Below are 23121 nucleotides of genomic sequence, written 5' to 3' on the forward strand. Positions count from 1 at the left end.
GAATGGAGTCGATTTTGCCCGTGGATTTCCAAGCGGATGCTTTAGACCGAGTCATCAAAAATGCCATCCAAGTCGTCGAAGACAGCAAGTATCAAATTTTTGAGATATTGGATCAGTCCCGTGCCGAACTCAACTCGCTCACCGAGGAACTGCAGAGTGTAATTCAACAAACTTCGGATACCGCCGACAACGTGGATGATCTCGAAGGGAAATTTCGTCTTTCCCGTATCCGGCTCACGGAAGTGAGCCGGGATTTCGTTAAATATACGGAGAATGATATTCGGCAGGCTTATGAGCGGGCGACGCAGTTCCAGTTGGAGCTTTCGGTGTACAAGGAAAAAGAAGCTTATTTGAGAGCACGGCGTGACGAGCTCCAACTTCGTGTGCGGAATTCGGTGAATTCCATCGAACGCGCGGAGACGTTGGGTTCGCAAATGAGTGTCGTTACCGAATACTTGTCCGGCGGAGAAGTCGGACAGGCGACCAAAATGTTGGAATCCGCCAAAACCCGCCAAATGGTCGGTTTGAAAATCATTCTGGCTCAGGAAGAAGAACGCAAACGCATTTCCAGGGAAATTCATGATGGTCCGGCGCAACTGATGGCTAACCTGGCGCTCCGGACCGAGATCGTCGAACGCATGCTGGGGAAACAGGAATACGGCCGCGTTCAAGAAGAAGTGGCGGATCTCAAAAAGCAGGTGCGATTCAGCCTGGAAGAAATCCGCAAAGTCATTTTTAATCTCCGGCCCATGGCGCTTGACGACCTCGGATTGATTCCGACGCTTCGCAAGTATACGCGCGATTACGAGGACAAGAACCGGATTCGCACCGTATTCGAGACGAGAGGCAAAGAGTATCGGCTTTCTTCCGCAATGGAGGCTGCCGTCTTCCGGTTGATCCAGGAGGCGCTGACCAACGCGGCCAAGCACGGAGACCCGACTCATGTCGTCGTCGAGATCGCCTACCAGACGCAGCTTGTCAAAATCTCGATTCGGGATAACGGAAGCGGCTTTAACACGGAAATCTTGGAACAAAAGGCGAACCAGCATACGCACTTCGGTTTGATAGGAATGCGGGAAAGAGTCGAGCTGCTTGAGGGAAGAATGGAGATCGAATCAGCCGAGAATCAAGGAACCAAAATCGTGATCCATATCCCGACGAATGTAGAAAATGGAAAGGGGTATGAAGATGGAGAGCATGAACTCGGAACAAATTAAAATTAAAGTGCTTTTGGCTGACGATCACCAATTGTTCCGTGAAGGATTGAAAAGGATTTTGAACATGGAGGACGATATCGAGGTCATCGGCGAATGCAGCGACGGCATCCAGGTACTTGAATTCTGCAACGCCTACAAACCCGATGTCATCTTGATGGACATCAACATGCCCAATGAGAACGGTGTGGAAGCGACAGCAAAACTCCGCGAAATTTTCCCGGACATCAAAGTCATCATGCTGTCGATCCACGATGATGAAAGCTATGTCTTCGAGACGCTTCGCAAGGGAGCAAGCGGTTATCTCTTGAAAGACATGGAAGCGGAATCGTTGATTAACGCGATCCGCAGCGTAGCCGCCGGTCACGCTTATATCCATCCGAAAGTGACAGGCAAACTGATTCAGCAGCTGCAAAGAATGACGTTCACGAACGAGCGCGGAACCTTGTACGACAACCAGCGCGACGAAGAAGCCGGCGTTAAGTTTATCGGCGGCGAAGACAATCCGCTCACGCGCCGGGAAGCCGAAGTGCTCCGTCTGATGTCCGAAGGCAAGAGCAACAAAGCCATCGGAGAATTCCTGTTTATCAGCGAGAAAACGGTTAAAAACCATGTCAGCAGTATTCTGCAGAAGATGGAAGTCGAAGACCGTACGCAGGCCGTAATCAATGCGATCAAAATGGGCTGGGTCACGCTGTAAATTGGCGTTTTCCGCAAAAGGGAGAAAACGTCCTTCATTTTATGAGCGAAAGTAGGGAATTGATAGGCGAACCCCAACTTTGGGAATCCGGCTTTTTCGCCGGAAAATGCTTGCTAATTGTTAGTAAGTGAATAAAATAACGTGAGGGTCGGAAAGTTTTCGTCGGCCCCGAGGAACGAAGCACACTCCTTATACGCTCAAATGGGCGAAAAGGATGTGCTTTTTTTTGTGGATTTTTTGAAAATGCGAAATGGGGGAACTGCGATGAATGCGGCTGTATACGCGGTAGACGAAGAAAATGGGGTGCGGATTTATTTGTCTCTGGATCTGAGAGTGGACCGGACATGGTGGGCGTCTCGGCCGGAAACGTCTTCTGCTCCTTATGCAAATCGAATTAAGCATAGATCTTCGGATCTGCCGAAGAAGGGGCTTCGTGTCCTCTCTTTCGGCATGCCGCTGCAGTGGGCCTCGCGATTGGCCGGGCAATCTCTTCCTTCTGGATTTGCAAAAGGGAAGCCAGCCGTCTGGGAACGTTGGATTCGCAGCAGTCTGAGACACGAGTTGAATATAGAGAAGCCCGAAACCGGATCTGCGCTGCTTGGTCTGGAGGTGGAACCCCAAGTCCAAGGGAGAGGGCCTTATGAGGAGAGCTGGAGCAACCGGCAGGATAGATTGGACGCTTCAGATTCGCTGTCAGAGCCTCATTGGAAGCTTCGGCTGCCGGAGCATGCCGATACGCTCGTTCGATTAATGGAAGGAAGATCTCTATTGAGCGAGGAATTGATCTCCATGCTGCGGGAACTGGCACCGGAGATGGAGCCGCATTGGAAGCCCATCGTCCAATGGGCTTATTTACAGCGGCGGATCAAGCTGTGCAGCGCAGTAGGGAAAAGCGGGGAAGAACAGGGCATAGGATCAAGCTTCGACGCAGGCGGATTACCTGACCGCCTGCCGGGGAAGATCCGGCTCCGCAGCGCCGGGGGCCGCCTGCCCGCGCATCGCTGTATGCGCTGCGGCAGCGAAGCTGCGGGCGGAGCCTGCGCCGCCTGCGGTTCGGCGGACTGCGCACGCTGCGAGGCGTGCCGCGCGCTGGGGCGCAGCCGCTCCTGCGGGCTGCTGCTGCAGGGCCCGCCGCGCGCAGCTCGCGGCGGGCGGGGCTTTCCGGGCGCTGCGCGGCCCGGAAGCGGGCCTGCGGCAGCTTCGCTGCCGCAGGCCGCTCTGCGCGCAAGGCTCGCGCGCTGGAAGCTCAGCCCGGCGCAGACCGCCGCGGCCGAGCTTGCGGTCCGGTTCCTCGAAGCGGAACCGGGACCTGCGCGGCCCGGCAGGGCCGGGCGCGAACTGCGGCGCGGCGGCGGATTCTTCGCCGCGCGGGCCGAGACAGCCGCCGCAGCTTCCGGCGGCCGGCGCCCCGATTCTTCCGGCTATGCCGCTTCCGATCCGGCCAGCCGCTTTCTGCTGTGGGCCGTCACGGGGGCCGGCAAGACGGAGATGCTGTTTCCGCTGATCGAGAGCGTACGCAGCTGGGGCGGCCAGGTTCTGGTCGCTACGCCGCGGCGCGATGTCGTGCTGGAGCTTGTACCCCGGCTGCGGGCGGCCTTTCCGGATGAAGCGCCGGCCGCTTTATATGGAGGAAGCGAAGAACGCTGGCGCCGGAGCGGGATTACCCTGGCCACTACGCATCAGCTGATGCGTTTTGCCGGTGCCTTCGATCTCGTGGTAATCGATGAACTGGACGCTTTTCCTTTTCACGGCGATCCGATGCTGGCTTACGCCGCAGAGAAGTGCCGGGCGGCCGGAGGCAGAACGGTGTACCTGTCCGCCACACCTCCGAAATCTTTGCAGTCGTTGGTCCGAAGCGGCCGGCTGGCCTGCGCGAAAGTGCCGGTGCGCTACCACCGGTATCCGCTGCCCGTCCCCGAGCTGCTGCGGATATCGCCGCTTGTGGACTGCCTACGCCGGGGAAGCCTGCCGGATCCGCTGCTGAAGCGCTGGCGGCATTCGCTGGAGCGCGGAGCGCAGATCTTTATTTTCGTGCCGAAGATTGTACAGGCTGAGCCTCTCGCTGCGCTGCTGCGGCGGGTATTCCCGGAAGTTCCGATCGGGGCCACTTCTTCGCAGGATGAAGAAAGAAGCGATAAAGTCTTGTCGTTCCGCTCGGCGGACGTGAGGATTCTGGTGACGACGACGATTCTGGAGCGGGGAGTCACGGTCCCGCGAAGCGACGTCTACGTATGGGGCGCGGACAGCGGGCTGTTCGACGAAGCCTCGCTTGTCCAGATGGCCGGCCGTGCCGGACGTTCGGCCGACGATCCACGGGGCCGCGTCGTATTCGCCGCCGTACAGAAAACGCGGGCCCAAGCCGGTGCCCGGCGCCAAATTCGGCGGATGAACCGATTGGCCGTTCCTTTTTTGCTGCCTACCGAACGTGAATCAAGCCGGACGCCCAAACGATGAGCGAAGCCACGGGAATTTTCGGCGCCCTGCGGCGGTTGTTGTCTCCGCGCCTTGAGAGCTGCCTGGTCTGCGGACGCTCCGCCCGGTTAGGAGCTTCGCTGCCTCTGCTGTGCGAATCTTGCGCGGCCAGGGTTCCGCGGATCGCCCGGCCCCGCTGCCCGATCTGCGGGCGCGCGCACGGCTGCCCCGATTGTCTGCGGCCGGAAGCAGCGCTGCGGGCTTTCGTCATGAACCGGAGTGCCGTGGTGTACGATGCTGTGATGCGAGCGTGGATCGCCGAATACAAATACGGTGCCCGGGAACGGTTTGCCGAACCTTTTTCGATCCTGCTGGAACAGACCTACCGCCGCATGCAGCTCGAATTGTCCAAGCCTTTTGCCGAATCCGGTCCTTTTGCTTTTCCGCGGTCCGTGTTCGATTCATCGCGGCGTTCCTCCGCTTGGAGCGCGGATTGGATCACCTGGGTTCCGGTCAGCGCCGAGCGTCTGGAAGAACGCGGATTCAACCAGGCGGAGCTGCTGGGACGACGGCTAGCCGGGCGTCTGCGCCTGCCTGCTGGCGAATTATTGGCCCGCAGCGTACATACCGGCAAGCAAAGTTTCAAAACGCGCGCCCAGCGGCTGCAGAATTTGGACGGGGCCTTTTGCTTGGCTCCTAATTTAGACCCCCGGTTTTTTAAACAATGGGACTCTATAGGAAGTGGGAAAGATCCCCGAGGATCTTTTCCTATACGCATCCTATTGATCGACGATATTTACACAACCGGAACGACGGCCGCCGTCTGCGCCTCCGTACTCAAGACACTGGAGATCGGCTTCGGCCGCCCCGTTCTTGTGTACAGCCTGACGCTTGCCCGCTCGTAAAAGCGCTTGTAATCATGGATCTTTGCGTTAAAATGGTAGGAGTGGAATCGAACTTTAACAGATAGATGACAGCTATCCGATATATAAGTGTAGAACATGCCGCTGGATCGGCAGAGAACGACAAGGAGGAACTACCCTATGAATTTGGCCAACTGTCCGCGCTGCGGCAAGGTTTTTGTAATGAATTTCAAAGGAATCTGCGCAAACTGCGCAAAAGATATCGAGAACGAATACGAGGCCTGCGTCAAATATCTGCGTGAGAACAAAGGCGCGAATATGCAGGAACTGTCTGAAGACACGGGAGTTGCCGTCAAACAGATCACGACGTTTATCCGGGAAGGCCGCATTTCGATTGCCAACGCACCCAATCTCAGTTACGCCTGCGAAGTGTGCGGAACCTTTATCCGTGAAGGAAATATGTGCGATTCGTGCCGCACGAAATTGGCCGGAGATTTGCGTGAAGCCGGCAAAGAGAAAGTGGAAGAACCTAAGAAACAGGGCGGAGGCGCTTATAAAACGGTCGATCGCTTGAGAAGAGACTAAAAAATCCGTGCCGCTTTACCCAGCAATAGGAACTGCGAAACAGAAATAGCCCAAATTTACGCTTGACAATTTAATTTTTTTCTTTGAATAGCTCTAAACATTGTTTGAACAGGCGCCGATAAACTTATTATAAGCTTATCGGTGCTTTTACTTAGACGGCGAAAATTAAACCTTCAGGAGGTTATCATATTATGAAAATCAACGACACAGCTCGAATCGGTGCCCTTAACCCTTACCAACGGACAAGCGAAACCCAGCGTACCGAAGAAACCAAGAAGTCGGCCCGCAAAGACGAAGTGACAATTTCCACGGAGGCGATGGAGATGCTGCACGCAGCAAACAAGCCGGCTGACAGCGAGCGCGCTGCACGCATCCAAGATCTGAAGCAGCAGGTTGCTGCAGGAACTTATTCGGTGGATGCGAATAAAATTGCCGAAAAGCTCTTACCATATCTGGCGTAATAACCGATAAAGGTTATAACGGAATGGGGGACTTTTTCAAAGACCCGGTCAATCCGGCGTTTTTGAAGAAGTCCTCTTTTTATACAGAAACCAAATACTATGAAAAAGATAGGTGAATGAACAGTGGCATTGAACCGACTGCTTGAAATTTTGGAACAAATGGAGACGGCGCACCAGCGGATGCTCGAGCTTGGCGAAGAGAAGAAAACGGCGATCATGAAGAACGATGTGGACCGGCTGATCGCGATCAACAACCAGGAATCCAAAATGATCAAAGCGATCGGGGCGCTGGATCAGCATCGTGCGGAAGCAGCTTATGCTCTTATGCAGGAAAAAGGGATCAAATCGAAGCTTAATCTGACGATGACCGAATTGGCACGGCTCCTATTTGATCCCGAAGACAAGAATCGCCTCCTGCAGATTCAGGCGCGATTGGCCCACATTCTCCGGGAACTCAAATCGTTAAATGACATTAATCAGCAGCTCACCGAGCAGTCGCTCTCGTTCATCAATCTTTCGATTGATCTTATGGTCGGAACACCGGCAGACAGCTACACTTATACTCACCCGGCTAACAATTACGGAGCTGCTCATCGCAATCCCGGATTTTTCAATGCGAGAGGTTAACATAGAGAATTAGGAGGATCTTATGGCATCTACATTTCATGGAATAGAAACGGCGCGTCGCAGTTTGTTAACTCAAAGAGCCGCATTGGAAACAACCGGACATAATGTCGCAAACGCCAATACGGAAGGCTATACGCGCCAACGTGTGAATATGCAGGCTTCAATCCCTATGGAAGCCTACGGATCAATGCGTTCGCTCAACCCGGGCCAACTCGGTACAGGTGTAGAATTCACGAGCATCACGCGCATCAGAGAAGGATATCTCGATACGCAGTTTCGTAACGAAAACAGTTCGCTCGGCAGCTGGACAAAGCAGGCGGAAGCGCTCAGCAAGCTTGAAGGCATCGTAAGCGAGCCTTCGACGACAGGACTGCGCACCGTTATGGATAACTTTTGGAAATCGATGTCCGATCTGAGTAAAGACACGGAAAGCGTAACAGCTCGCAAAGTCGTGAAGGAAAATGCATTGGCTTTGACTGAAGCGCTTAATCAGACGGCTCGTCAGTTGGATAACATGACCAGCGACCTTACAACCAACATCGCGATCAAAGGCAAAGAAATGCAGTCGTATATGGACTCTATTGTAGATTTGAACCGTTCGATCGGCCGGATCGAGAGCCTGGGAGACAATGCCAACGATCTGCGGGATAAGCGGGATCTGTTGACCGACAAATTGTCCAAAATCGTGAACGTAACCGTTACCGATACAGCCGCTGGTTACAATATCACGCTCGGTAACGGCGGTGCGGCTCTCGTCACGGGAGAAACGGCAGCGATCCTTCCGGATGCGGGGACGCCTCTGGTACCGGGGAATGCATTGGAAACGGTATTGTCCGGCGCTTCAGGCGGAGAAATTCACGGCATGTTTGTTGCTCGGGATAAATTTACGAACGATTATCGGAATGAACTGGATAAGATTGCAAATACGCTGGCTAACGGAAACGTGGATGTTACGATTCCGGCCGGGTCTTCGTTCCCGGAAGGTACAATATTGTCTGGGAATGTAACCCTCTCCGACGGTACGACGCTGACAGCGGGGACCGGTTTCCCGAAAGGCGCTTCGCTGCAGGGAGAAACCAAACTGACGGTAGCCGGCCTTAACGGACTGCATCAGCTGGGCTTCACGACAGACGGAAGTTCTAAGGGCGGCGTCGCTTTCTTCACGAATGCAGACGGAACGACTAACGTTACGGCCGGAAGTATTACGCTGAATCCTACCATCGCGCAGGATCCGACCAAGATCGCCTCCTCGCTGCGGTTGGATGCGAACGGTAACGCGATCAAAGGCAACAACGGATTGTCCTTAATCCTCGCTTCTTTGAAAGACAGCAAGTTCACGACTACCGATGCTTCGGGCAGAGTAACAACGGCGACGCTCGGAGACCGTTACAGCGGTATGGTAGGCGAATTGGGCATTCAAGCTCAAGAAGCCAATCGTAAAGTCGCCAATGCGGAGTCGCTCACGACACAGGTTGATACGAATCGGCAGTCGGTCAGCGGCGTGTCGCAGGATGAAGAAATGACGAACCTGGTTAAATTCCAGCAGGCTTATAATGCATCTGCACGCTTTATGACCACATATGACGAAATGCTCGACAAGCTAATCAACGGCACCGGAACAGTCGGCCGATAAACTAATCCATTAAGGGAGGAGAACTAATCCGATGAGAGTAACGTCCAACATGATGAGCGCCACTTTGTTGAACAACCTGAACCGCAATGCTTCCAAGATGAACAATACGCAGCTGCAGATGTCGACAGGCATGAAAATCAATAAGCCTTCGGACGATCCAACGGGTATGACTTACTCGCTGCGCTATCGTCAGGAGATTGCTTCAAATGAGCAGTACCAACGCAACGTGGATAGCGCGGTATCCTGGCTGGACTTTAACGATAAGATGCTATCCGAAGTGGATTCTATTTCCCAGCGTCTGCGTGAACTCACCGTTCAAGCCGCAAATGGAACTAATCCCGCATCGGCCCATGATAGTGTTCGTCAGGAAGTCCTGCAGCTCAAAGACCAACTGGTCGATATTGCGAACAGCAAGCTGAACGGCAAATATATTTTTAATGGAGAAACTTACGATCAGAAGCCTTATGACTTTGTTAAAGGCCAAGACGGAACAGCAGAGACTACTAATGTTCGCTCTTTGAAGACAGATCATGCAAAAGTGAATTATGCGGTTGGAGCCGGTGTGCAAATGTCGATCAATACTACAGGTAACGAAGTTTTTGGCGGAGATGAAGAAGATAACATTTTTGCTATTATCAATAATTTGGATGTAGCTCTCAAAGACGGTAATCTTAAGGATATTTCTGCGCAGCTGGGGCTTATCGATCAGCGGACTGAGAAGATTTCTTCTGTCCATGCCGAAATCGGAGCCAAAACGAACCGGATTGAACTGATGCAGATGCGTCTGGGAGATTTGGAATCGAATTTGACCGAGCTTCAATCCAAAACGGAAGATGCTGATTACGCGGAACTGCTGATCAAATCGAAGATTGAAGAAAACATCTATAACGCTTCATTGTCCGTTGGATCTAAAATTATTAATATGTCGCTTGTCGACTTCATGAGATAACGCACAAGGAGGGATATTGATGCTGCCGATTCCTCAATTGCAAATCCGTCAGACGCCAGCCGTATTCATGATTGATGCCGATCCGGGCCAACTTTCCATAAGTCAGCCTAAAGCTGAATTGCAGCAGCATACACAGCCGGCCCAGCTGTCTATTGAGCAGTACAAACCTGAACTTCGGGTCGATCAGAGTCGCGCCTTTGCCGCTTATCATGGTGGGAAACCTAAAGAAATGAATGATCGCCTGATTGCGGGGTTTCAACAGAATTTTTTGCAGGCGCTGGCTGCTCGGGCTCAGCTTGGTGAACGGATGGCAGCTATTAACGAAAAAGGCAGTAATCCGATTGCGGATATTTACGCAGCCGACACAGAAGGGAATCCGCTTCCTGAGTTCCGAGGAAAAGCTTCCATGGATAATGTCGATGTGACGTTTAATGTGCGACCGCCTCAAATCCATTTCACCCCGGCCGAGGTCGATATTCAAGTCCAGGTGAATCGTCCCGAAATTGGATACACACGGGGAAAGCTCGATATGTATGTTCAGCAATACAATAAGGTGGAATATATTCCGCCTGCTCTGGATACCATGTTATAATTCGTATAAAATATAAAACAAACAAGCCTTAGATGCGCAAGAGATTGTGATCTATAGGCTTTTTCTTTTATTGTTATTTAAACACCTGAAGTTAACCGAACACGAGGAGTGAATCGAATGATTATCGAGACATCGGCCTGGGGAAGCAAAGAAATTACGGTCGAACAGATTTACCGCTTTGAAAAAGGCATTCCTGGTTTCGAAGACGAGACGGAATTCGCGCTGCTGCCGATGGAAGATGGGCCTTTCTTCTATTTGCAGTCATTGAAACAGGGAGCTTTGTCATTCTTGCTGACGGATCCTTTCATTTTCTTCCCGGCTTACGAATTTGAATTGGGCACGGGAGACGCTGCTGAACTTGGTATTGGCGAGCATATTTTTGTTCGCTGCATTGTAACGCTGCACGAAGAGATCGAACAATCGAGCATGAATATCCTGGCGCCGATCGTATTCAATCCTTCAAATCGCAAAAGCAAGCAGGTCGTTCTGCACAATTCGGCGTACCAGACCCGCTATCCACTGTGGGCAGCCGACACTACCCAAGAATCTGCTTCAATAGAAGGAGGCTTATGAGATGCTCGTACTTTCGCGCAAAAAGGGAGAAACGATCGTTATTCAGGATAATATCGAACTGACTGTTCTGGGCGTCGAAGGAGATACAGTGCGTCTGGGCATCAAAGCTCCGAGGGAAGTCGAGATTTTTCGCAAAGAGGTCTATCTCTCTATCCAGGAATCCAATGTGGAATCCGCTGCTCCGGCCGCCAGTGATTTCGAACGCCTGATGCAGCAGATGCGAATTAAAATGCCGGTAAGCAAGAACGAATAAGGTTGATAAAAAAGTCTTCAAAAAAGTTTCCAATTGCTATAAACAAACTCTGCACAGTGCCGATATATATATCATGAGCTGGTGACAGGGGCGGCCGACCTCAAAGCCCAGCTCATAGCAAACCAAACCATCCACATGGACGTGGAATTAAACAATTTCAGGGAGGAAATACCACAATGATTATCAACCATAATATTCCAGCTTTGAATACTCACCGCCAATTGTCGATCAACACGAGCAACACGAACAAAAACATCGAGAAACTGGCGTCCGGTCTTCGCATTAACCGCGCAGGCGACGATGCTGCCGGTCTGGCAATTTCCGAAAAAATGCGCGGTCAAATCCGCGGTCTCGATCAAGCTTCCCGTAACGCTCAAGACGGTATCTCGCTGATTCAAACGGCTGAAGGCGCGCTCAACGAAACTCACTCCATCCTGCAACGTCAACGCGAAATCGCGAACCAATCCGCGAACGGAACGAACACCGATTCCGACCGTCAAGCGCTGCAAGATGAAATGAACCAACTGACTTCCGAAATCAACCGTATCGGTAACACAACTGAGTTCAATACTCAGAAGTTGCTGAATGGTGGTATTGGATCTAACGGCAGCGACAAGCTGACACAAGCTACAAGCGCTAAAATCACAGCTACTGCTGCTATCACAGCTGGTACTGATATTACTTTCTCGGCGGGATCGACTATTGTTGTGGATAACAGAACGTTTGATTTATCCGGTGTAAATGTTGATGTAGCATCAACTGCTAACGCTTTACAAACTGCTACAGCTTTGAAAACAGCACTCGACGGAACCACATCTGGTGGGGTTAAGTTGTCTGATTTGGTTGATATTAAGGTTAGTTCGACAGGTGTAATGGAGTATTCGGCGAAATCTACTGGCTCCAAAAGCGAATTGAAGTTTACTGGAGCTAATGGTGACTTCGGTTTGGCTACAGCACAAGTAGGTACAACAGTCAAAGGTGACCCTTCGACAGTAGAACGTGCTGGACTTCAAGCGGGGAATTCGCTCACAGCTGCTGCTGTTAGTCTCGCTGTAGGTGCAACAATTAAATTTACTGTTGGATCTGAAAGCGAAGTCACAATTGACCTTAACAAAGGCACATCTGCAAAAAGCTATGATACTAACAATGCAGATCCAAACGTAGCTAAGGCTGCAATGGATAGTTTGATTAAAGACATCAATGCGTCTTTGCAAGAAGCTGGAATGGATAGCAAAATTACAGCTTCTCTGTCCAAAGATAACAAAATTCAGTTTATTTCCGAAACAGGTAAAGATATTAAGCTGGGAACGACTCCAGCAGGCGGAATGGGACTGAGTAATGCTGCAACAATCGCTAACATTGATCAAGTCGTTGGCGCCGGAGCACAAGGCGTAGGCTTCTCGACGAAGTTCCAAATCGGTGCAAACACAGGTCAATCGATGTCCCTCACAATCGGCGACATGCGTGCCGCAGCTCTGGGAATCACAGGCAACGCTGGACAAGCGGGCTTCACGAAAGATAACGGGGTTACTAACGGTTCGAACGATATCAAAGGCGAAGCTGCTCTGAATATCTCGACACGCGAAGATGCTTCCAAAGCGATTGCGGTTCTGGATAAAGCAACTTCCACAGTTTCGAGCGAACGCGCTAAACTGGGTGCCGTACAAAACCGTCTGGAGCACACCATCAACAACTTGGGAACAGCTTCCGAGAACCTGACCGCTGCTGAATCCCGTATCCGTGACGTTGACATGGCGAAAGAAATGATGAGCCAAACGAAGAATAACATTCTGGCTCAAGCTGCTCAAGCTATGTTGGCTCAAGCAAACCAAGCTCCGCAAGGCGTACTGCAATTGCTGAGATAATTAAAGCTTTAGCAGAAGTCGATTTTAAGAAGATTTTTGATCGGTTTAAGAAAGCCCCACTTAGTGGGGCTTTCTTGTTATACTGGTGCTGTAGCCAACCTCTGATTATAAAGAACATTATACGTAAGGGAGCCACAATCATGGATTTAATGGATCGGAATGTTGAGATTCTATCCGCTAATACCGACCACTGGATTGGAATGCCAGATGAAAATGAGTTAGCACAAGTATCCTTTGAAGTGGATCGCGATGGAAACGAGATATTCATTAATGGAGAGCAGGTATTCGCTTTAAAAAGTGAATTCGATGATTCCAATCAACCGAATCCATTAAAACGTGAACTGATTTTTATTTTAGGTATTTCTTCTGTGGAAGAAATTAAGCAGGTTTTTGCACGAATGGGCAACGAATCCTTGTTAGTTATCGTCGAACCGAATCTTTCCTTATTCAGTTACTCGTTGCAAACTAAAGATCTTTCTTTTTTACAAAGACCCGGAGTCGTTCTATTCACCGATAAAGTAAGTCAATTGTCTAATTTTTTGGATCAATATTTATTGAGCAATGCTATCTTCTACGTGAAAACAATCAAGTTTTATTTTACTCATATGTATCGTGAACAGGATCTTCAGTCTAGTTTGGCCGTTGTCAAAGTCATCAAAGAGTCCGTAAACTACAAAACCATGTTATACGGTAACTCTGTTGAGGATAGTTTGATTGGATTTAGGCAGCATATGACCAACCTTAAGCATCTTACTCGCTCTAAAGATGTATCACTACTTAAGAATACAATGTGTAACGTGCCAGCTGTAGTTGTGGCTGCCGGACCGTCTTTAAATAAAAATATCAATCAACTACATGCGTTAAAAGAGAATGTCATTATTATTGCTGTAGACACCATTGCTCAGCGTCTTTGTGATGAAGGTATTATTCCTGACTTTATCTGTTCCGTTGAGCGTGGAATAGAGACCTATGCTTATTTTTATAAAGATAAATCGTATCCTACTGAGTCAACGCTTGTGGGCCCTTTGGTTTTGTACCCAGATATTTTTGAAGAGTATGCGGGTGAATTGGTTATTCCTATGCGAGAAAGAGTAGGAGAATTTATTTGGCTAAGAGAAGTGCTGGAATTAAAAAACGACACCTCGATTAGTATGGGTTTATCTTGTGCTCATGTAGCTTTTGGAGTAGCTGAACATCTGGGGGCATCACCTATTATTTTATTGGGTCAAGATCTCGCTTATGGGAATTCGGCAGAGGATACTCATGCAGGGGGGACTGTTTATGACGATAAAAACATCATGAATAGCGTACCTGAAGAAAGAGAAGGTTTTGAAACTGAAGGATATTATGGTGGAATGGTACAAACACGAGAGATTTGGAATACATTCCGCACATGGTTCGAAATGGAGATTTCAAACAAACAACTAGACGTTATTAATGCGACTGAAGGTGGAGCCAAAATCGCCTTAACCCGGCAGCTAACTTTGGCTGAGGTAGGTCAGACCTATTGTACAACCAAGATTGCATCTGTATATGAGAACCTGAAAAACATTCCCACTTATCCCCTTGAGCAACAAAGGGTAAAACAAGTTATGAAAGATCAATATAAGTACTTTATGGAGATCAAAGATCAATTTGAAAAGCAACGAAAGCAAGTTAAACGCTTAAAACTTAGTGTGCATTCTTCAGAGACAGAGTTACGAAAAGCCTTGAGAATCATTGATTATACTGAAAATTTCTTTAAGCTCGTTTTAGATAATATGCTGTTGCGCCATTGTTTACAGCCAGCGATGATTAATTCAGTGTGGAACCTATACGATATTGAACGTGTTATTAATTTTGAAAATGTTGTACAAGCACAGAAAATTAATCTCGGATTCCTAAACATCGGCGTATATGCGCTTAATGAGATCACGGCTACATTACAAGCAGCAGTGAAAGAGTTATAAGTTCTAAATTAAGGACGTGAACAACTTGGGACAAGGACTTTATTCAGGCAAAAATATATTGATTACTGGCGGAACCGGAACAATAGGTCGTCAGTTAGTTCAACGTCTATTGGAAGAAAACCCTAGAGTTATTCGGATTTTCAGTCGAGACGAGTATAAGCAATTTGAGATGGCCATTGACTTTCAAGAGCACTCTAGCCGATTACGATTTCTAATTGGGGATGTCAGAGACGTTCAGCGTCTCAGCAGAGCGATGGAAGAAATTGATTATGTATTCCATTGTGCTGCGATGAAACATGTTCCTGCTTGTGAATACAATCCATTCGAAGCCGTACAAACAAATGTGATCGGAACCCAGAATGTTATTCAAGCGGCAATAGCCAACAATGTGAAAAAGGTACTTTTTACAAGTACGGATAAGGCAATATCACCTACAAATACGTACGGAGCGACCAAACTTACAGCGGAACGATTAATTTCTGCTGCAGAATATCAAAAGGGATCGAAAGAAACCGTGTTTTCTTCCGTAAGATTCGGCAATGTAATGGGCTCAAGAGGTTCTGTAATTCCTTTGTTCAAAAAGCAAATCCTTGAAGACGCGAGAATTACAGTGACTGATCCCGAGATGCTGCGCTACATGATGACTCCTTCCCAAGCGATCCAGCTGATCTTGGAGGCCAACTCCATTGCCTTGGGGGGAGAAGTGTTCGTGCTGAAGATGCCTGTGATCCGAATTGGTGATTTAGCTGAGGTATTAATCGAATTAGTTTGCGAGAAGCATGGGGTGCGAAGACAGATAGAGATTCATGAAACCGGACTTCGACCTGGTGAAAAGCGGTATGAAGAACTAATGACTTCAGATGAATATTTGTTAGCAGATGAACAGGAGAATATGTTTATCATTCCAGCTGCGTTCAATAAAGTAGGGCATAAAGTAGCACGTCAGTCCATTGACGCTCTTGAAATGAAGCCGATAGACAAGAGCCTCATTAAGGAATGGATAAAACAAGAAAGTTTGATAGAACAATAAGCAAACTCTCTGGTTAAGCATCAAACGTAACATTTATAAGACATGATATTTAGATGGATCGGCGGAAGGATGGTTGGTTTGAAAATTGTAGCTATTATTCAAGCGCGTACAAGTTCAAGCCGTTTGCCTAACAAAGTTATGCGAACACTTGTAGACCGGACGGTGCTTGGTCACGTTATTATGCGCTGTAAAGCTATCCCTTCTGTAAATGAGGTTGTGGTTGCCACATCGGATCTGCAGGAAGATGATATCATTTCTTTAGAAGCTGAAAAATATGAGGTTAGCTGTTATAGAGGAAGTTTAACTGACGTGTTGGATCGTTATTACCAAGCTGCCAAGGCCTCTAAAGCGGATGTTGTGGTACGCATCACTTCAGATTGTCCATTATTGGATCCAGAAATATCGGAAAAAGTTATCAAAGATTTCTTGATTGGCGATTATGACTATGTAAGCAGCGGTTTAAGCGGGACCTTTCCTAGAGGATTAGACACCGAGGTGTTCACCGTTGCCGCGCTGCAAAGAGCATATAAAGAGGCTGCGTTAGAGTACGAACATGAGCACGTGACTCCTTATCTATATCAGCGTCCGGAACTGTTTAAGATTAAAGCCTATCACAACGAGATAGACCAATCCCAATATCGCCTAACTCTGGATACGATCGAAGATTGGGAATTAATTCATCGTATTTATCAGCATCTATATCAAAACCAAATTTTTAACTTGAATGCCATTCTTCAATTATTCGAGAAGCATTCAGAGCTACCTCTATTGAATGCTGATGTTGTACAGAAAAAACTGGGGGAATGAGTATTCAAGCCTGATTATTGAATGGAGGACAGGTCTTGTTGTCTTACAAAATTCTTGGACATGATCGCTATACTACTGACGCTTATAGCGTTACTGCTCTTCGAGAATCCCATATGCCGTTCATTAAGCAATGGAGAAACGAGCAGATGGATGTGCTCAGGCAAAATAAGCGTCTTACCGATGAAGACCAAAAGAGATACTATCGGCAGGTAATCGAACCTTCTTTTATCCAAGAGCAGCCTTCGCTTATTTTGTTCGCGTTCTTTTTAAATGATGAATTGATCGGATATGGTGGATTGACCAACCTGAATTGGGAACACAAGCGTGCAGAAATCTCTTATTTATTGAAAACCGAACGAAGCAGCGAAGTAGACACGCAGCGTTATACTCATGATTTTGGAGCCTTTTTAACGTTAATGAAGCACATTGCTTTTCAAGAGTTAGGAATCCACCGTTTGTTTACGGAAACTTATGATATTCGGCCCGTACATATCCGTGTCCTCGAAGAGAATGGGTTTCGATTTGAAGGAAGAATGTACGATCATGTCTCCATAAACGGCAGATATGTGGATTCCTTATTACACGGATGTCTGGAGGAGTAAAGCATGCTAAGAGGGAAACGCGTCTTCGTCAGCGGGGGAGCAGGCGTAATAGGTAGTGAACTGGTTCAACTTCTTCTACAGCAGAAAGCTATCATTTTCGTTGGTGATTTGAAGCCGCGGCCTTCAGAATGGCCAGCCGATATTCGGTACCGCCAAGGAGACTTAAACGAAATTACAAAAGAAGAACTGCTTGATTTTGGTCCGGAATATTTCTTTCACCTTGCTGCAACATTTGAACGCTCTGAAGAAAGTTATGAATTCTGGGAAGAGAACGAGAGACATAATCTAAAACTAAGCCATCATCTGATGGACTGTCTCAAAGACTACAGCGAATTGAAAAAGGTAATCTTTGCTTCCAGTTATCTGATTTACAATCCGGAACAATACCAGTTTACAACACCAGCTGACGAAGCATTTTCTATCAACGAGCATAATCAGATTTATCCCCGTAATATGTGCGGTGCAGCTAAACTAATGCACGAGATCGAACTTCGATTTTTGCAGCATTTTGCAGCCGGCCGTTTACAGACCGTTTCTGCAAGAATTTATCGCGTATACGGAAAAAATTCTAGAGATATTATATCCAGATGGATTCAAACTTTACTCAAAGGCGAAACGATTCGTGTATTTGGCAAGGAAGGGATGTTTGATTATATCTACGCAGGAGATGTTGCAGAAGGGCTGCTGCGTCTTGCGCTCAGCGAGGCAGAGGGCATCGTCAATCTCGGCAATGCACATGCACGTCGTGTTGAAGAGATGTTGAATATCCTAAAAGATCATTTCCCGAACCTGCAAATGATGGAGGAGTCGAGCGACATTTTATTTGAAGCTTCTCAGGCTGACATGAGCTTATTCAAATCTATGACGGGTTGGACGCCAACGAGACAGCTTGAAGATACGATTCCAGAATTGATTGAGCATTATCAAAGACGCATGGAAGAAAATTTATCGCCTGAAAAAGAGAAATCCGTGTTGGTTACAAGTGTGTCAAAGAAAGTGCCTATGCTAAAGGCGGTTGCTCAAGGAATTCGGAAGATCGGTTATTCCTCTAAGTTAATCGGAGGCGATTTGGACGAAAAAGCGATAAGCCGAGCTTTCACAGATTCCTTTTGGAAGATGCCGTCTTTAAATGAGCTTCCTGCAGATGTTTTGATCCAATACTGCCAAGAACATAATATCAATGCCATAATCCCGAGCCGGGACGGGGAATTGGAATATTTCGCTTCTCACAAGGAACTTTTGGCTCGTAACGGGATCGCCGTTATGGTTTCCGATTTAAAAGCAGTCGAGTCATGTCTTGACAAAATGGCGTTCTCAAGGCGTGGCATCGAACTTGGATTTCCAGTTATTCTAACTTCTCATCAGCCAGAGCAAGCGTATGGTGAACGCTTTGTCGTTAAGGAGCGTTATGGTGCGGGATCGCAGTTTATCGGACTGAATCTCACACACGAACAGGCGGAAAGCCACGCGAACTCGTTACAGCACCCAATCTTTCAGCCTTTTATTGAAGGTATCGAAAGTAGTGTAGATGTATATGTTCAAAAAGACGGGGTGTGCAAAGGGGCAGTTGTTCGTCGTCGAGATCTGATTGTAAATGGGGAGTCGCAAGTTACTACCACCTATCGAGATGAGAAGCTGGAAGCTTTGTGTGCTGATTTTTCAGAAAAGCTAGGATTGTACGGTCATGTCATTTTTCAGATCCTTATTGACCCTGAAGGTGAGCCGCATATTATTGAGTGCAATAGCCGATTCGGAGGCGCATCTACTTTGAGCATAGCTGCGGGTTTGGATAGTTTCTACTGGTTTTTGCTAGAAGCTTCCGGACAAAGTTTGAACGAATATCCTTTTATAAGAAGTAAATCTAGCAAACGGCTAGTTAGACATGCTGAGGACTTCATTCAATGACTATAATTGTATTTGACCTCGACGATACACTTTACGACGAGATTACATTCGTTTACAGCGGCTTTCGTGAGGTTGCCCGATTTTTGGCGTCGTCCTACTCGTTAAGTGAGGACATCCTTTATGCCGACATGTTATGTGAACTTGAGCAAAGCGGAAGAGGTAAAGTATTTGATGCAGCTCTACAAAAAGCAGGGATTCATTCGCGGGAAAATGTGGGTTCCTGTTTGAAAGTATATCGACAGCATGTTCCGCAGATCGAATTGTTCGACGATGCGAGACGTTTTCTGGATCGCTCTGCGCCAAACTCACTTTATATAGTGACGGATGGAAATAAACTGGTCCAACATAGAAAAGTATTAGCCCTTGGTTTATACGACTATCCAGCTATTAAAAAGGTTTATATCAGCCGCCGATTTGGTGTCCATAACGAGAAGCCTTCCCCGCATTGTTTTCATTTGATTTGCGCTGAAGAAAAGGTGTCGGCTAATGCGGTTGTATATGTGGGCGATAATCCAGCTAAAGATTTTGTAGGCATAAGGCCGCTGGGATTTCGTACCGTACGCATCATGAGAGGGAACCATAAAGACGTCGAACGAGAGCCACACTATGAAGCAGAATATCGCATTCATACTCTTGACGAACTTGAAGATATTTTAATCGAAATGAATATGGATAAAGGATGATGCAAAGTATGGAATTTCAAATTGGACAGCGCAAAATAGGGAAGTCGCATAAGCCGTTCATCATAGCGGAAATGTCCGGCAATCATAATCATTCTTTGGAAAGAGCGCTATTGATCGTGGAAGCTGCCGCTGCAGCCGGAGCGGACGCTTTGAAAATCCAAACGTATACCGCGGATACGATGACGTTGAACATTCAAAAAGGTGACTTTTTCATTGAAGATTCAAACAATCCTTGGAAAGGCAGCTCGCTTTATGATCTTTATTCGGAAGCTTATACGCCGTGGGAGTGGCATAAGCCGATTTTTGATCGTGCAGCCGAACTCGGTATGATTGCCTTCAGCACGCCTTTTGACGAAACGGCAGTTGACTTCTTGGAAACTCTTGACGTTCCGGCATACAAGATCGCTTCGTTTGAGAACACAGACATTCAGCTCATACGTAAAGTCGCCGCTACAGGTAAGCCTGTCATTATTTCGACCGGAATGGCTTCTATTGCGGAGTTGGACGAAACGGTAAGAGCTGCCAGAGAAAGTGGATGCGAAAATTTGGTGCTGCTTAAGTGTACAAGTTCATATCCGGCTCCTCCCAACGATACAAATATTATCACGTTACCGCATATGGAACAGCTATTCGGATGTACAGTAGGGATGTCCGATCATACGATGGGGGTAGGCGTTTCGGTAGCGGCAGTAGCACTGGGGGCCTGTGTTATTGAAAAGCATTTTACTCTTAGGCGCAGTGATGGAGGAGTAGACTCTGCATTTTCACTCGAACCAGAAGAAATGTCCATGTTGGTGACGGAAACGGAACGCGCTTGGCAGTCCCTTGGGCAGATCACTTACGGCGCTACGGAGCGTGAAAAGGGATCTCTTAAACACAGACGTTCACTGTATATTTCAAAAGATCTGAAAAAAGGTGACGTATTGACGCGAGAAAACGTTAAAGCCATCCGTCCGGGTATGGGTCTACCTACCAAATATTTAGATCATCTGTTGGGACGTTCCGTATCCAAAGATGTCGTTAAGGGTACACCTTTGTCGTGGGAGGTTATTTAAAAATGCAGAAAAATATTTTACTTACTGGCGGAGCCGGTTTTATCGGCCGCTGGGTAGCCAAGAAGCTTCTTAAAGAAGGTCATAACGTATGGATTCTGGATGATCTGTCCAATGGGCAGGAATCCAATATCGCTGAATTTCGCAGCCATGCTAACCTCAAAGAGTTTGTAGAAGGAACCATTTTAGACGAAGAACTGCTATCCACGCTGTTCGCCGAGCATCGCTTCGATATCTGCTACCACCTCGGTGCCTCGATCAATGTTCAAGATTCTATTGATGACCCACGTACAACGTTTAACAACGATACAATAGGGACTTTTTATGTTTTGGAGCAGTGTCGAAAATACAATACCAAAGTAGTCTTCATGAGCACTTGTATGGTGTATGATCGTTGCACGGATGAGATGGGAATTAACGAAGAGCATCCAACCAAACCAGCTTCTCCATATGCGGGTGCTAAAGTAGCGGCAGAAAATATGGTGCTTTCTTATTATCATGCATATGGTCTGCCGACTGTTGTTATACGTCCATTTAACACATATGGGCCATATCAGAAGACAGGCGGAGAAGGTGGCGTAGTAGCGATCTTCATCAGTAATCATTTGAAGGGTCTTGATTTAAGCATTTATGGAGAAGGTACGCAGACTAGAGATCTTCTGTATGTAGAAGATTGTGCAAGGTTTGTCGTATCGGCCGGTTTCTCAGATTCAGTTAATGGAGAGATTGTGAATGCAGGACTAGGGAAAGATATTTCGATTAATGATCTGGCTATATTAGTTACGGGAGATTCTCAAAAAATTAATCATGTCGAGCATATTCATCCACAGAGTGAGATTCAGAAATTGCTATGTAATTCCAATAAAGCCACTCGCCTACTTGGCTGGACTCCAGAAGTGACGTTAGAAGAAGGGATTGAACGGACTAAGACTTGGATCCAACAGGGTGGTCTACAGTAGTTTGCAGTTTAATCAGGTCTATTCTATCGCAAGAAAGGAGCCCGTCTCATATGGATACAAAACACTTCTCTAGTGATGTGCGTAATACGATGCTGCCCTATGGACAACAGTGGCTGGACGAAGACGATATCTCGGCTGTGGTTGAGGTTCTTCGGGGAGATTTTATAACTCAAGGACCTGCAATCCAAGACTTTGAAGCAAAAGTGGCCAACTATGTGGGAGCTAAGTATGCTGTTGCTTTTACTAATGGCACTGCAGCTCTGCATGGGGCATGTTTTGCTGCAGGTATTGCTCATGGCGATGAGGTTATCACGACTCCAATTACATTTTTAGCAAGTAGCAATTGTATACTTTATCAAGGTGGAACTCCAGTGTTTGCTGATATTGACATGAATACTTATAATTTGGATCCAAATCAAGTTGAGATGTTAATTACAAAAAAAACAAAAGCCATTATTGCCGTTGATTTCTCAGGACAACCTGTTGAAATTGATCGTCTTAATAGGCTTGCAAAAGATCATGGTCTGGTGCTAATAGAAGATGCAGCTCATTCTTTGGGAGCATCTTATCAAAATGTAAAAGTTGGATCATGGGCAGATATGACAATGTTCAGCTTTCACCCAGTTAAGCATGTGACAACAGGTGAAGGCGGAGTTATTGTAACAAACAATGAGAATTATTATCGTCAACTCCAGCTATTTCGGAATCACGGGTTAACCAGGCAACCTGATGAGATGTCGAATAATGAAGGTCCGTGGTATTATGAGATGCATTCATTGGGATATAATTACAGGATGACAGACCTCCAAGCTGCATTAGGTGCTTCACAAATGAACAAGCTCGACTCGTTCGTTAAGAGAAGAAGGGAAATTGCTGAACAATATAATAAAGAATTGGCTGGGATTGAAGGCTTAATTTTACCTTTCCAGCATAAAGATAGTCATTCAAGTTGGCACATTTATGTTACACGATGGCTTCCAGAGGTGCTTAACGGTACTAGAAAAGAATTCTTTGAAGCTTTACGAAGCTTAAATATTGGAGTAAATGTGCATTACATCCCGGTCTACTTGCAACCATACTACCAAAAGCTCGGTTATGAATCTGGACTATGTCCTAATGCAGAGAGTTATTATAAAACAGCAATTACTCTTCCGTTGTATCCCAGAATGACAGATCAGGATGTAAAGGATGTAATAAGCGCTGTGCGTAAGGTAATCCGTAATTTCAATAATAAATCATAATATTTGAAAAAATTTTATAAAAACTTACTTAACGGCGATAGCTGAGATTAGAAGGTGTCGTCGTTAAGAGGGTTATATATCTTCTGTCATCTAGGGCCTGTACGCAAACCTATTTAAGCCAGATCCGAATCGAAATTAAAGCTAAAAAAGCCTTGAACATGCTCGC

The 23121-nt window shown here is 47.3% G+C and carries 22 protein-coding genes; all 22 read left to right on the plus strand.

Annotated features, from left to right (window positions below; all coding sequences use genetic code 11):
• The first annotated feature begins 20 nt into the window (after nt 1–20).
• Nucleotides 21–1217: an ATP-binding protein gene (locus HRQ60_RS13610; protein WP_172196377.1), complete on the plus strand. Its 1197-nt coding sequence runs from the start codon at nt 21–23 to the stop codon at nt 1215–1217.
• A complete protein-coding gene (locus HRQ60_RS13615) occupies nt 1189–1914 on the plus strand; it encodes a response regulator (protein WP_172196378.1) in 726 nt (241 codons plus the stop codon). Before HRQ60_RS13610 ends, HRQ60_RS13615 begins: the two co-directional genes overlap by 29 nt.
• A gap of 264 nt (nt 1915–2178) precedes the next feature.
• Nucleotides 2179–4368 (plus strand): helicase-related protein, encoded by a 2190-nt coding sequence (locus tag HRQ60_RS13620; RefSeq protein WP_172196379.1) that lies wholly within the window; start codon nt 2179–2181, stop codon nt 4366–4368.
• A complete protein-coding gene (locus HRQ60_RS13625) occupies nt 4365–5231 on the plus strand; it encodes a ComFC family protein (RefSeq protein WP_172196380.1) in 867 nt (288 codons plus the stop codon). The genes HRQ60_RS13620 and HRQ60_RS13625 overlap by 4 nt, the downstream gene beginning before the upstream one ends.
• A gap of 138 nt (nt 5232–5369) precedes the next feature.
• A complete protein-coding gene (locus HRQ60_RS13630; protein ID WP_172196381.1) occupies nt 5370–5774 on the plus strand; it encodes a TIGR03826 family flagellar region protein in 405 nt (134 codons plus the stop codon).
• Nucleotides 5775–5965: 191 nt separating this feature from the next.
• Complete coding sequence (gene flgM / locus HRQ60_RS13635; protein ID WP_172196382.1) at nt 5966–6235, plus strand: flagellar biosynthesis anti-sigma factor FlgM; 270 nt, start codon at nt 5966–5968, stop codon at nt 6233–6235.
• A 123-nt stretch (nt 6236–6358) separates the two neighbouring features.
• Nucleotides 6359–6862 carry a flagellar export chaperone FlgN gene (locus HRQ60_RS13640; RefSeq protein WP_172196383.1) on the plus strand — a complete coding sequence of 168 codons (504 nt, stop codon included), beginning with the start codon at nt 6359–6361 and terminating at the stop codon, nt 6860–6862.
• Between the two features lie 22 nt (nt 6863–6884).
• Complete coding sequence (flgK, locus tag HRQ60_RS13645) at nt 6885–8495, plus strand: flagellar hook-associated protein FlgK (protein ID WP_172196384.1); 1611 nt, start codon at nt 6885–6887, stop codon at nt 8493–8495.
• A gap of 31 nt (nt 8496–8526) precedes the next feature.
• Nucleotides 8527–9444, plus strand: coding sequence for a flagellar hook-associated protein FlgL (flgL, locus tag HRQ60_RS13650; protein WP_172196385.1), 918 nt, complete (start codon nt 8527–8529; stop codon nt 9442–9444).
• 19 nt (nt 9445–9463) lie between these two features.
• On the plus strand, nt 9464–10036 hold the full coding sequence (locus tag HRQ60_RS13655; RefSeq protein ID WP_172196386.1) for a DUF6470 family protein: 573 nt from the start codon (nt 9464–9466) through the stop codon (nt 10034–10036).
• Between the two features lie 117 nt (nt 10037–10153).
• Nucleotides 10154–10609 (plus strand): flagellar assembly protein FliW, encoded by a 456-nt coding sequence (gene fliW / locus HRQ60_RS13660; protein ID WP_172196387.1) that lies wholly within the window; start codon nt 10154–10156, stop codon nt 10607–10609.
• Between the two features lies 1 nt (nt 10610).
• Nucleotides 10611–10862, plus strand: a complete 252-nt coding sequence (csrA, locus tag HRQ60_RS13665; RefSeq protein ID WP_172196388.1) for a carbon storage regulator CsrA — start codon at nt 10611–10613, stop codon at nt 10860–10862.
• Nucleotides 10863–11038: 176 nt separating this feature from the next.
• Entirely contained in the window at nt 11039–12727 is a 1689-nt protein-coding gene (locus tag HRQ60_RS13670; RefSeq protein WP_172196389.1) for a flagellin N-terminal helical domain-containing protein, read from the plus strand.
• Between the two features lie 140 nt (nt 12728–12867).
• Nucleotides 12868–14676: a motility associated factor glycosyltransferase family protein gene (locus tag HRQ60_RS13675; protein WP_172196390.1), complete on the plus strand. Its 1809-nt coding sequence runs from the start codon at nt 12868–12870 to the stop codon at nt 14674–14676.
• 25 nt (nt 14677–14701) lie between these two features.
• Nucleotides 14702–15706 (plus strand): UDP-N-acetylglucosamine 4,6-dehydratase family protein, encoded by a 1005-nt coding sequence (locus HRQ60_RS13680; protein WP_172196391.1) that lies wholly within the window; start codon nt 14702–14704, stop codon nt 15704–15706.
• A gap of 69 nt (nt 15707–15775) precedes the next feature.
• Entirely contained in the window at nt 15776–16513 is a 738-nt protein-coding gene (locus HRQ60_RS13685) for a glycosyltransferase family protein (RefSeq protein ID WP_246281318.1), read from the plus strand.
• A gap of 38 nt (nt 16514–16551) precedes the next feature.
• Nucleotides 16552–17115 carry a GNAT family N-acetyltransferase gene (locus tag HRQ60_RS13690; RefSeq protein ID WP_216671586.1) on the plus strand — a complete coding sequence of 188 codons (564 nt, stop codon included), beginning with the start codon at nt 16552–16554 and terminating at the stop codon, nt 17113–17115.
• Between the two features lie 3 nt (nt 17116–17118).
• Entirely contained in the window at nt 17119–19020 is a 1902-nt protein-coding gene (locus HRQ60_RS13695) for an NAD-dependent epimerase/dehydratase family protein (RefSeq protein WP_172196393.1), read from the plus strand.
• Entirely contained in the window at nt 19017–19703 is a 687-nt protein-coding gene (locus HRQ60_RS13700; RefSeq protein WP_172196394.1) for an HAD family hydrolase, read from the plus strand. The genes HRQ60_RS13695 and HRQ60_RS13700 overlap by 4 nt, the downstream gene beginning before the upstream one ends.
• Nucleotides 19704–19711: 8 nt before the next feature.
• Nucleotides 19712–20758, plus strand: a complete 1047-nt coding sequence (gene pseI / locus HRQ60_RS13705) for a pseudaminic acid synthase (protein ID WP_172196395.1) — start codon at nt 19712–19714, stop codon at nt 20756–20758.
• A 2-nt stretch (nt 20759–20760) separates the two neighbouring features.
• Nucleotides 20761–21714 carry a dTDP-glucose 4,6-dehydratase gene (locus tag HRQ60_RS13710; RefSeq protein ID WP_172196396.1) on the plus strand — a complete coding sequence of 318 codons (954 nt, stop codon included), beginning with the start codon at nt 20761–20763 and terminating at the stop codon, nt 21712–21714.
• Between the two features lie 50 nt (nt 21715–21764).
• Nucleotides 21765–22955, plus strand: coding sequence for a UDP-4-amino-4,6-dideoxy-N-acetyl-beta-L-altrosamine transaminase (gene pseC, locus HRQ60_RS13715; RefSeq protein ID WP_172196397.1), 1191 nt, complete (start codon nt 21765–21767; stop codon nt 22953–22955).
• Nucleotides 22956–23121: the final 166 nt, after the last annotated feature.

It is taken from the genome of Saccharibacillus qingshengii (genome assembly GCF_013185195.1).
Lineage (GTDB): Bacteria > Bacillota > Bacilli > Paenibacillales > Paenibacillaceae > Saccharibacillus > Saccharibacillus qingshengii.